A 10,566-nucleotide genomic window follows, 5' to 3' on the forward strand; every position below is an offset into this window, starting at 1 on the left:
CGTCCGTCAGGACTGCACCACAGGAAGCCCATGAAGCCCGCCCGACTACGCGCCGACCTGCTCGCCGGCCTCACCACCTCGTTCGCCTTGGTCCCCGAGTGCATCGCCTTTGCCCTGGTGGCCCACCTCAACCCGCTGATGGGCCTGTATGGCGCGTTCATCATTTGTACCCTGACGGCGCTGTTCGGCGGGCGGCCGGGGATGATCTCCGGCGCTGCCGGCTCGATGGCGGTGGTGATCGTCGCCTTGGTGGTGCAGCACGGCGTGCAGTACCTGCTGGCCACGGTGCTGCTGGGCGGTGTGGTCATGATCCTGTTCGGCCTGCTGCGTCTGGGCAAATTGGTGCGCCTGGTGCCATACCCGGTCATGCTTGGCTTCGTAAACGGCCTGGCCATCGTCATCGCCATGGCTCAGCTGGAGCATTTCAAGGACGGCGAACACTGGCTCATTGGCACGCCGCTGTACCTGATGATCGGCCTGGTGGCGCTGACCATGGCGGTGGTTTATGTGCTGCCGAAACTGACCCGCGCGGTGCCGCCGGCCTTGGTGGCGATCCTCGGTGTTGGCCTGCTGGTGTACGTGCTCGGGCTGCCTACCCGCACCCTGGGCGACATGGCGCACATCGCCGGTGGCCTGCCGGGGCTGGCGCTGCCGGATGTGCCTTGGAATCTGGAAACACTGAAAATCATCGCCCCTTACGCGGTGCTGATGGCCATGGTCGGCCTGCTGGAAACCCTGCTCACCCTCAACCTGACCGACGAAATCACCGAGAGCCGTGGCTTCCCGGACCGCGAGTGTGTGGCATTGGGCGCTGCGAACATGGTGTCGGGCCTGTGCGGCGGCATGGGCGGCTGCGCGATGATCGGGCAGACGGTGATCAACCTCAGCTCCAATGGCCGGGGCCGGTTGTCGGGGGTAGTGGCCGGGGTGATGATTCTGCTGTTCGTGTTGTTCCTGTCGCCGCTGATCGAGCGTATTCCCCTGGCGGCGCTGGTCGGAGTGATGTTCGTGGTGGCCCAGCAGACCTTTGCCTGGGCGTCGTTGCGGGTGTTGCACAAGGTGCCGGTGAATGATGTGCTGGCGATCGTTGCGGTGACTGTGGTCACGGTGCTCACCGACCTGGCCATGGCAGTGCTGTTCGGTATCATCATCGCGGCGCTCAACTTTGCCTGGCAGCATGCGCGGGAGCTGTATGCCGACACCCATGAGGACGCGGAGGGCGGCAAGCGTTATCAACTGCATGGCACGCTGTTCTTTGCCTCGACCACCTCGTTCCTCAACCAGTTCGACACGGCCGGGGACCCGGCCCAGGTCACGCTGGATTGCCAGCATTTGAGCTTTGTCGATTATTCGGCGGTTGCGGCGCTGAAAACCCTGCGCGAGCGCTATGCCAAGGCGGGCAAGCATTTGCGCGTGGTGCATTTGTCGGAGCGGTGCAAGAAGCTGTTGAAGCGGGCGGGCGAGCAGCATTGAAAACTGTTGCTGCCTGTGCCGGCCTCTTCGCGGGTAAACCCGCTCCTACGAGGGATCGCATACCCCTGTAGGAGCGGGTTTACCCGCGAAGAGGCCGGTACAGGAGAACCGCTTACTCCCCGCGGCTCTTCTTGACGATGCCATCGGCAATGCTCGCCGGGGCCTCGGCATAGCGGGTGAACTCCATCGAGAAGCTGGCCCGGCCCTGGGTCATCGAGCGCATCGAGGTGGCGTAGCCGAACATTTCACCCAACGGCACTTCGGCACGTATCACCTTGCCAGCCGGTGTTTCATCACCGTCTTGGATCATGCCGCGACGTCGGCTCAAGTCGCCGAGGATGTCGCCCTGATATTCCTCGGGCGTCACCACCTCTACCTTCATCACCGGCTCCAGCAACACTGCGCCGCCTTTCTGCGACAACTGCTTGGTGGCCATTGACGCGGCGATCTTGTAGGCCATCTCGTTGGAGTCGACATCGTGGTACGAGCCATCGAACACGGCGGCCTTGAGGTTGATCAGGGGGTAGCCGGCAAGCACGCCGTTCTTCATTTGCTCTTCGATACCCTTCTGGATTGCCGGGATGTACTCGCGGGGTACCACGCCGCCGACGATCTCGTTGATGAACTCCAGGCCTTCTTTGCCTTCATCACCGGGGGCGAAACGGATCCAGCAATGGCCGTATTGGCCACGGCCACCGGACTGGCGCACGAAACGCCCCTCGATCTCGCAGGTATTGCGGATTTTTTCCCGGTAGGCCACCTGCGGCTTGCCGATGTTGGCCTCGACGTTGAACTCGCGGCGCATGCGGTCGACGATGATATCCAGGTGCAGCTCGCCCATGCCCGAGATGATGGTCTGGCCAGTCTCTTCATCGGTACGCACGCGGAATGAGGGGTCTTCCTGGGCCAGCTTGCCCAGCGCGATGCCCATTTTTTCCTGGTCGGCCTTGGTTTTCGGCTCTACTGCGACGGAAATCACCGGGTCGGGGAAGTCCATGCGTTCGAGGATGATCGGTTTGTCCATGTCGCACAGGGTATCGCCGGTGGTCACGTCCTTCATGCCGATCAGTGCGGCGATGTCGCCGGCACACACGTCCTTGATTTCGGCACGCTGGTTGGCATGCATCTGCACCATGCGGCCGATGCGTTCCTTCTTGCCTTTGACCGAGTTGAGTACCGCATTGCCTGAGCTGAGCACGCCGGAATAAACGCGGGCGAAGGTGAGGGTGCCGACGAACGGGTCGGTGGCGATCTTGAAAGCCAGTGCCGAGAACGGCTCTTTGTCGTCGGCGTGCCGTTCCAGGTGCTTTTCTTCATCATCCGGGTCGGTGCCGCGGATGGCAGGAATTTCCGAGGGGGCGGGCAGATAGTCGATCACCGCGTCGAGCATCAGCGGCACGCCTTTGTTCTTGAACGATGAGCCGAGGATGGTCGGCACGATTTCGTTAGCGATGGTGCGCTGGCGCAATCCGACCTTGATCTCTTCGATGCTCAGCTCCTCGCCATCGAGAAACTTCATGGTCAGCTCGTCATTGGCCTCGGCCGCAGCTTCGATCATGTGCGCGCGCCATTCGTCGGCAAGCTCCTGCAGATCGGCGGGAATATCTTCTTCGCGGTAACTGGTGCCCTGGTCGGCATCGTTCCAGTAGATGGCCTTCATCTTCACCAGGTCGATCTGGCCCATGAAGTTTTCTTCGCTGCCGATGGCCAGCTGAATGGGTACCGGGTGGTGCCCCAGGCGCTGATCGATCTGCTTGACCACGCGCAGGAAGTTGGCCCCCTGGCGGTCCATCTTGTTGATGTAGGCCAAGCGTGGCACGTGGTACTTGTTGGCCTGGCGCCAGACTGTCTCGGACTGCGGCTCGACGCCGTCCGCGCCGCTGAATACCACGACCGCGCCATCGAGCACGCGCAATGAGCGCTCCACCTCGATGGTGAAATCGACGTGGCCTGGGGTGTCGATGATGTTGAAACGGTACTTGTGGGCGAACTGCTTGGTCGAGCCTTGCCAGAACGCCGTGGTCGCCGCCGAGGTGATGGTGATGCCGCGTTCCTGCTCCTGGGCCATCCAGTCCATGGTCGCCGCGCCATCGTGCACTTCGCCCATCTTGTGGTTGACCCCGGTGTAGAACAGGATCCGCTCGGTGGTCGTGGTCTTGCCGGCATCCACGTGGGCAACGATGCCGATATTGCGGTACAGCTCGATGGGCGTTGTGCGGGCCATGGCGGACTACCTGTGGGTGGACGGATTCCACCAAGTTAGCAGACCGGTGGAATCCTGCCCTGCCACCGGGCCGTCAGTCGGCCTGGGCTTGCAGCATCCACTGGCCATCCACTTCACGGGCCAGGCCGCTGGCCGGCAGCAAGGCCAGCAGGCGCGTGTGCAGGGTGGCCTCGGTAAAGGTCTTGAGGGTGGTCAGGTCCAGCGCGCCGACCAGGTTGAGATCAGCCTTGGTGTACGACAGCCAGGCTTTTTTCAACACCTGGGCGACGTCGCTGCCAGCGGTGCTGGCGAACCGGCGGTGCCACTGGCGGCCTTCGAAGGTGAAGTTGTGCGCGTGGCTGTAGGTGCTTTGGTCGGCACCTTCTACGCAGCGGTGGCAGCGGCATGGGCCCTCGCCGAAGGCGTTGCGCAGGTAGCTGTTGAAGTCCACGACGGGCTTGAGGGACAGGCGTTTGTCGACTTCGAACAGGTCGGCGATCAGGGGTTCTTCGGCGCTCACTCGGGATCCTCGTGTGGTGTGGCGTGCATCGGCGGGCACCCTAACAGATCGGGGCATTCAGATCACCTGTTGCAGGCCCGGCTCTTCCCAGGCAGACCCGCCCCTCACAGGTGTCCTGCATACCCTGAGCAACATGCGATCCCTGTGGGAGCGGGCGTGCCCGCGAAGAGGCCAGTAGAGACAACAGAGACGGCCTGCCGTACTCTACGCGCCCGTACGCCTATACACCCACCGAGGTAACCCCGTTTGAGCACCAAGTACCCGTACATCGCCACCGTGACCATCAGCGCCGAAGACCGTGGCGGAGATACCGAAGCCTCGGAAAACCCCAAGATGCGCGTGGGCCTGGAAGCGGTGACCGAAACCCTGAAGAAGGTGCATTTCGTCGGTACGCTCGCGGCCCCTGAGAAACCGGCCACGCACATTTGCGTAACCCTGGAGAACGGCCTGACCTATTACGGCCCGATCGTCAACGGCCATGCCGAACTGGAAGGCGGCTGGATCGCCTTCGAGTCCGACATGCTTACCCCGGAAGAACTCGGCCTGTAAGCCTCAGTTCAGTTCTGCCAGGCACTGCTCGAGGATATCCAACCCTTCCTCGAGCACCTCGGCCTCGATGGTCAGCGGTGCCAGCAGGCGAATGATGTGCCGCGCCTTGCCGCTGGGCATCAGCAGCAGGCCCTTGGCGCGGGCTGCTTCCATCACCTTGGCCAGTTGTGCCGGTGCCGGGCTGCCATCGGCATTGGCGAACTCGATCCCTCGCATGGCGCCCACGCCGGTCAGGCGGCCGATGTACGGGCTCAGGCCCGAAGCCTTCCAGCGCTCATAACGGCTGACGATGGCCTGTTCCTGCCGTTCACCCCAGGTTGCAAGGTTTTCGTCGGTCATCTGCGCCAGGCTGGCCAAGGCCGCCGCACAGGCAATCGGGTTGCCCGAATAGGTGCCACCCAGGCCGCCCTTGGGCAGCGCCGCCATCAATTCCTTGCGCCCGACCACTGCACCCAGCGGCATACCGCCAGCGATGCTTTTGGCCAGCAGCAGCAGGTCGGGCTCGATACCCAGGCGCGGAAACGCGAAGCGCTGGCCGGTGCGGCCGAAGCCCGACTGGATCTCGTCGATGATGATCAGGATGCCACGCTCGTCGCAGAAGCGGCGCAGGGCCTGGGCGAAGGCCGGGTCCAGGGCAAGGAAGCCGCCTTCACCCTGCACTGGCTCGAAGATGAACGCCGCGACGTCCTCCACCGCCAGCTCGACGCTGAACAGGCGGTCCATGGCCTTGAGCGCTTGCTCGCAGGTAACCCCGGTATCCGCGCTGGGGTAGGGCAGGTGATACACCGGCCCGGGCAGTTCGCCGACCCGCTGCTTGTAGGGGGCGACCTTGCCATTGAGGTTCAGGGTGGCCAGGGTGCGCCCATGGAAGCCGCCGTCGAACGCGATGATGGCCCGTTTGCCGGTGGCGCCGCGGGCCACTTTCAGGGCGTTCTCCGCCGCTTCCGCGCCGCTGTTGGTGAGCATGCCGGCCAGTGGGTAGCTGACAGGCACAAACTGGCTCAGTTGCTCCATCAGGGCCAGGTAAGGGCCGTGAGGGGCCGCGTTGAAGGCGTAGTGGGTCAGGCGGGTGGCCTGAGCCTGGATGGCCTCGACCACAGCGGGGTTGCAGTGGCCCAGGTTGAGCACGCCGATACCGCCGACGAAGTCGATGTAACGTTTGCCGTCAGTGTCCCAGACTTCGGCATTACGGCCATGGGAAAGTGTGATCGGGTGAACGATGGCAATGGATTGGCTGATACTTTCCTGGTTCATGGGGCACGCGGACCTTGTTCGAGTTTCTTATTATCCAAGCGTGTCGGCGGGTTATTCCGCAAACGAATTATTCGATTGCGGTCATTCCATGGATTCGTGATCTGGGCGGTTTTTTGGGTTGGCTGTGCCGGCCTCTTCGCGGGCAAGCCCGCTCCTACGGAGGGCGCACGACATCAGGGCTGTGGCAGGTCTGCAGGAGCGGGCGTGTTTGCGAGAAGGCCGGGGCAGGTCAAATCAATTGCCTTCAGCCACCCGCTCCCGGATCCACTGCACAAAGGCCCTGATCTTGGGCACTTCGGCCGCATGCTCGGCATGCGCAATGAAGTGCCTCCCGTTGCTTGCCACAGGGTGGTCCCAGGCCACCACCAGCTTGCCTTCGCTCAGCTCTTCGGCCACCAGATAGCGGGGAATCAGGGCTATGCCGCAGCCGGAGATGGCCGCGCGGATACACAGGTAGAACGTGTCGAAGCGCGGCCCGTGGTAGCTGTTCTGGCTATGTAACCCAAGCCCCAGGAACCACTCATGCCAGGCCTCCGGCCGCGACACGCATTGCAACAGGCGGTGCTCAGTCAGCGCCTGGGCGCTGTCGAAACGGTGGCTGGCCAGCAGCTGCGGGCTGCACACCGGCACCACTTCTTCGCTGAACAACTCGATGCAAGTCGCCCCGGGCCAGGTGCCCTGGCCGAAGAAAAAGGCGACGTCCGCCTTGGCCTGTACCAGGTCGAATGGCTCCAGCTCGTTGCGCACATCCAGGTGAATGCGTGGGTAGCGGTCACCAAAACCCTTGAGCCGGGGCACCAGCCAGCGGGCGCCGAAGGTCGGCTGGGTGGCGATGCGCAGCACTTCGGTTTCGTCGCCGTAACTGAGGATGTAGCGACTGGATATGTCGATCTGGGTGAGGATCTTGTTCACTTCGGTGAGGTACAGCGCGCCGGCCGGGGTCAGGTGCAGGCGCCGGCGAATGCGCTGGAACAGCGAGTGCGAGAGCATGTCCTCAAGCTGCGCGACCTGCTTGCTGACGGCGCTCTGGGTCAGGTGCAGTTCCTGGGCCGCGCGGGTGAAGCTGAGGTGGCGAGCGGCCGCTTCGAAGCACTGAAGGGCGGTGGTCGAAGGCATCAGGCGTTTGGACATGACGGGCGAATACCGAGCAAAAAAGGAAGGAGTTCATTCCATAAAGGAATTATGTGGTTCGAAAAGGTCGTTTGTTGACCCCGGCCTATAGATTAATACTGACCTGGATCAACGATTACAACCGGTCATGCGAAGAGGAGGTCAATACCCGCTTCGGTCATCTGCAAAACAACAACAACACACATCAGAAATTTATAAGAATTCTGCTCAGACCTTCAGCCGCTTTGCTGCGGCCGACCCATTCGAGGGTTCTTCATGGCTTCGCAAGACAACAAGAAACAGCGCTCACTGCAGCACGGCCTGACTTCCCGTCAGGTTTCCATGATCTCCATTGCCGGCATCATCGGCGCCGGGCTGTTCATCGGGTCCTCCAACGCCATTGCCACCGCCGGCCCGGCCATCCTCATCTCCTACGCCATGACTGGCCTGCTGGTCTTGCTGGTGATGCGCATGCTGGGTGAAATGGCCATCGCAAACCCCAACAGCGGCTCTTTTTCCACCTACGCCTCGGAGGCCATCGGGCCTTGGGCGGGCTTTACCATTGGCTGGTTGTACTGGTGGTTCTGGGTGTTGATCATTCCGGTGGAAGCCATTGCCGGTGCTGACATCCTGCATGCCTACTTCCCTGGCGTGCCGTCCTGGCTGTTCGCTTTCCTGATCATGCTGGTGCTGTCGGGCACCAACCTGGTCAGCGTGAAGAACTTCGGTGCCTTCGAGTACTGGTTCGCGCTGGTCAAGGTGGTCGCGATCATTGGCTTCATCGGGGTCTGCACCTTGGCGGTGTTCGGCTTCTGGCCGCTGGCAGAGGTATCCGGGGTGAGCCGGCTGTGGGACAGCGGTGGTTTCATGCCCAATGGGTTCGGGACGGTGCTTGGGGGCGTGCTGATCACCATCTTCTCGTTCTTCGGTGCCGAAATTGTCACCATCGCGGCTGACGAGACCGCCAACCCGAAAGACAAGATTCGCCGCGCCACCAACCTGGTGGTGTACCGCATCGCCATCTTCTACCTGGCGTCGATCTTCCTGGTGGTGTCGCTGGTGGCCTGGAACGACCCCGGGCTCAAAGCGGTAGGGTCGTTCCAGCGTGTACTGGAAGTACTGAACGTGCCGGGCGCCAAGTTGCTGGTTGACCTGGTGGTGCTGGTGGCGGTGACAAGTTGCATGAACTCGGGGCTCTACACGGCATCGCGCATGCTCTATTCGCTGGGCGCGCGTGGTCAGGCGCTGAGCGTGACCAAGCGCATCTCCGGTTCCGGCGTGCCGACCGTGGCAGTGATCTTCTCCACCCTGGCGGGCTTCGCTGGCTGCTTCGTCAACTATGTGTTCCCGGGCAAGGTGTTTGGCTTCCTGCTGTCGACCACCGGCGCCATCGCCTTGCTGGTGTACCTGGTCATCGCCGTGTCGCAACTGCGCATGCGTGCCCGTGCCGAGCGTGAAGGGCGTCCGCTGGAACTGAAGATGTGGCTGTTCCCCTGGCTGACCTGGCTGGTGATCGGCACCATCGTCATGGTGCTGGGCTACATGCTGTTCAGCGATGCCTACCGCTACGAAACGCTGATGACTGCCGGGGTGACCGCGTTCATCCTGCTGGTTTCGCTGACCCAGCGGCGTGCGAAGATGGTTGCCCAGACGGCCTGATGTTTCTGCTTTAATGGGGGCGTTGCGCGCCCCCATTCCAACAAGCACAGGAAGCGTATGACTGATCACACACTTTCCCTTCAAGCCCTCGCGGCCCCTGAGGGTACTTGCTATGGCTGCGGCTGTTCCCACCCCAGCGGCCTGCACCTGCAAAGCCACTGGGACGCCGACGGTGTTCACCTGGTGTGCCGTCACTCGCCCGACAGCACCTTCATTGGCTGGCCTGGCCTGGTTTACGGTGGCCTGCTGGCGATGCTGGTCGACTGCCACTCCAACTGGACGGCGATGGCCTACCACTACCGTAACGAAGGCCGAGAGCCGGGCAGCCTGCCGCGTATCGATTGCGTTACCGGCACGCTCAACCTGACCTACCTGAAACCTACGCCGATGGGCGTCGAGCTGTTGCTCAAGGCGCGTGTCGAAGGCGAAGTGGGGCGCAAGAGCCGGGTAATCTGCGAAGTCTGGGCAGAGGATGTACTGACTGTGACCGCCGACTCCGTGTTTGTCCGCGTCGATACCGAAAAGCTCAAGCTCAAGGCCCACGGCCAGGCCTGAGCTGCCAACGCTGATGAGTGGTCGGTGATGGTCAGCGGCTGGGGATGTCTCTAGAGTGACAGGTTCATTCCCTTGGCAAGGTTGATCATGACCGAACTCAGTGCTTTCCCCATTACCCGCAAATGGCCCGCCAAACATCCCGAACGCCTGCAGTTGTACTCGTTGCCGACGCCCAACGGGGTGAAGGTGTCGATCATGCTCGAAGAGATTGGCTTGGCTTACGAGGCGCACAAGGTCAGCTTCGACAATGACGACCAATTGAGCCCCGAGTTCATCTCGCTCAGCGCGAACAACAAGATCCCCGCCATCCTCGACCCGAACGGGCCGGGCGGTCAGCCGCTGGCGCTGTTCGAATCGGGGGCGATCTTGCAGTACCTGGCGGAGAAGAGCGGCCAGCTGCTCAGCCAGGACCCCGCCCAGCGCTACCAGACCCTGCAGTGGCTGATGTTCCAGATGGGCGGCATCGGGCCGATGTTCGGCCAGGTCGGGTTCTTCCATTTCTTTGCTGGCAAGGAATATGAAGACAAGCGCCCGCGCGACCGCTATGTCAACGAGTCCAAGCGGCTGCTGGGCGTGCTGGATCGGCATTTGAAAGGTCGGCAGTGGATGGCTGAGGAATACAGCATCGCCGACATCGCCATCTTCCCTTGGGTGCGTAACCTGGTGGAGCGCTACAACGCCCGTGACCTGGTGGGCTTCGACCAGTTCAAGGAAGTGCAGCGCGTGCTGGCGAATTTCCTGGAACGGCCAGCCGTGCAGCGTGGCCTGAAAATCCCGGGCTGATCAACCTGTGCGGGGACAACAGCCTTGCGCAAACTTCGAAACGCCTGCCGGTCGCCCGTAGGAGCGGGTTCACCCGCGAAAGGACCGGGCCTGCTGGCCAATCTCCACCCGCCGTTCACGGTTGCCGCGGCTATCGTATTCGCGGGTAAACCCGCTCCTACGCAGATCGGTGGTGGACACGCATCTGGGGTCGGACTCAGGTCGCCCGTAGGAGCGGGTTCACCCGCGAAAGGGCCGGACCTGCTGGCCAATCTCCACCCGCCGTTCACGGTTGGCGCCGCTCCCGTATTCGCGGGTAAACCCGCTCCTACGCAGATCGGTGGTGGACACGCATCTAGGGTCGGACTCAGGTCGCCCGTAGGAGCGGGTTCACCCGCGAAAGGGCCGGACCTGCTGGCCAATCTCCACCCGCCGTTCACGGTTGCCGCGGCTACCGTATTCGCGGGTAAACCCGCTCCTA

General features: G+C 62.5%; 9 protein-coding genes. 5 read left to right on the top strand and 4 right to left on the bottom strand.

The window, feature by feature from the left end:
- The first annotated feature begins 30 nt into the window (after nucleotides 1–30).
- A complete protein-coding gene (locus N5D53_RS10260; protein WP_190869572.1) occupies nucleotides 31–1,473 on the top strand; it encodes a SulP family inorganic anion transporter in 1,443 nt (480 codons plus the stop codon).
- 112 nt (nucleotides 1,474–1,585) lie between these two features.
- Here the strand turns inward: N5D53_RS10260 and fusA are convergent, their stop codons facing one another.
- Together fusA and N5D53_RS10270 are read right to left on the bottom strand one after the other, a co-directional pair.
- The gene (fusA, locus tag N5D53_RS10265) at nucleotides 1,586–3,697 is read right to left on the bottom strand and encodes an elongation factor G (RefSeq protein WP_190869571.1); all 2,112 of its coding nucleotides are present in this window, start codon (nucleotides 3,695–3,697) and stop codon (nucleotides 1,586–1,588) included.
- A gap of 73 nt (nucleotides 3,698–3,770) precedes the next feature.
- Entirely contained in the window at nucleotides 3,771–4,196 is a 426-nt protein-coding gene (locus N5D53_RS10270; RefSeq protein WP_064493170.1) for a hypothetical protein, read from the bottom strand.
- A 246-nt stretch (nucleotides 4,197–4,442) separates the two neighbouring features.
- On the opposite strand from N5D53_RS10270, the gene N5D53_RS10275 reads away from it, so the two are divergent.
- On the top strand, nucleotides 4,443–4,745 hold the full coding sequence (locus N5D53_RS10275) for a hypothetical protein (RefSeq protein ID WP_012051778.1): 303 nt from the start codon (nucleotides 4,443–4,445) through the stop codon (nucleotides 4,743–4,745).
- A 3-nt stretch (nucleotides 4,746–4,748) separates the two neighbouring features.
- On the opposite strand, the gene N5D53_RS10280 is transcribed toward N5D53_RS10275, so the two are convergent.
- Nucleotides 4,749–5,999 (bottom strand): aspartate aminotransferase family protein, encoded by a 1,251-nt coding sequence (locus tag N5D53_RS10280; protein WP_104961150.1) that lies wholly within the window; start codon nucleotides 5,997–5,999, stop codon nucleotides 4,749–4,751.
- 234 nt (nucleotides 6,000–6,233) lie between these two features.
- Nucleotides 6,234–7,130: a transcriptional regulator GcvA gene (gene gcvA, locus N5D53_RS10285; protein ID WP_190869570.1), complete on the bottom strand. Its 897-nt coding sequence runs from the start codon at nucleotides 7,128–7,130 to the stop codon at nucleotides 6,234–6,236.
- A gap of 255 nt (nucleotides 7,131–7,385) precedes the next feature.
- On the opposite strand from gcvA, the gene N5D53_RS10290 reads away from it, so the two are divergent.
- The 3 genes from N5D53_RS10290 (at nucleotide 7,386) to N5D53_RS10300 (ending at nucleotide 10,106) form a co-directional block, all read left to right on the top strand.
- Entirely contained in the window at nucleotides 7,386–8,768 is a 1,383-nt protein-coding gene (locus N5D53_RS10290) for an amino acid permease (protein WP_010954889.1), read from the top strand.
- A gap of 57 nt (nucleotides 8,769–8,825) precedes the next feature.
- Entirely contained in the window at nucleotides 8,826–9,323 is a 498-nt protein-coding gene (locus N5D53_RS10295; RefSeq protein WP_003251394.1) for a PaaI family thioesterase, read from the top strand.
- Nucleotides 9,324–9,410: 87 nt separating this feature from the next.
- Nucleotides 9,411–10,106, top strand: coding sequence for a glutathione S-transferase N-terminal domain-containing protein (locus N5D53_RS10300; RefSeq protein ID WP_010954888.1), 696 nt, complete (start codon nucleotides 9,411–9,413; stop codon nucleotides 10,104–10,106).
- Nucleotides 10,107–10,566: the final 460 nt, after the last annotated feature.

This window comes from Pseudomonas sp. GD03862, from assembly GCF_029840855.1.
GTDB lineage: Bacteria > Pseudomonadota > Gammaproteobacteria > Pseudomonadales > Pseudomonadaceae > Aquipseudomonas > Aquipseudomonas alloputida.

What these genes read in the sequence shown, in the direction of transcription:
- N5D53_RS10260 (WP_190869572.1), top strand. Translation starts at nt 31, where the DNA reads ATGAAGCCCGCCCGACTACGCGCCGACCTGCTCGCCGGCCTCACCACC.
- fusA (WP_190869571.1), bottom strand. Translation starts at nt 3,697, where the DNA reads ATGGCCCGCACAACGCCCATCGAGCTGTACCGCAATATCGGCATCGTT.
- N5D53_RS10280 (WP_104961150.1), bottom strand. Translation starts at nt 5,999, where the DNA reads ATGAACCAGGAAAGTATCAGCCAATCCATTGCCATCGTTCACCCGATC.
- gcvA (WP_190869570.1), bottom strand. Translation starts at nt 7,130, where the DNA reads ATGTCCAAACGCCTGATGCCTTCGACCACCGCCCTTCAGTGCTTCGAA.
- N5D53_RS10290 (WP_010954889.1), top strand. Translation starts at nt 7,386, where the DNA reads ATGGCTTCGCAAGACAACAAGAAACAGCGCTCACTGCAGCACGGCCTG.
- N5D53_RS10295 (WP_003251394.1), top strand. Translation starts at nt 8,826, where the DNA reads ATGACTGATCACACACTTTCCCTTCAAGCCCTCGCGGCCCCTGAGGGT.
- N5D53_RS10300 (WP_010954888.1), top strand. Translation starts at nt 9,411, where the DNA reads ATGACCGAACTCAGTGCTTTCCCCATTACCCGCAAATGGCCCGCCAAA.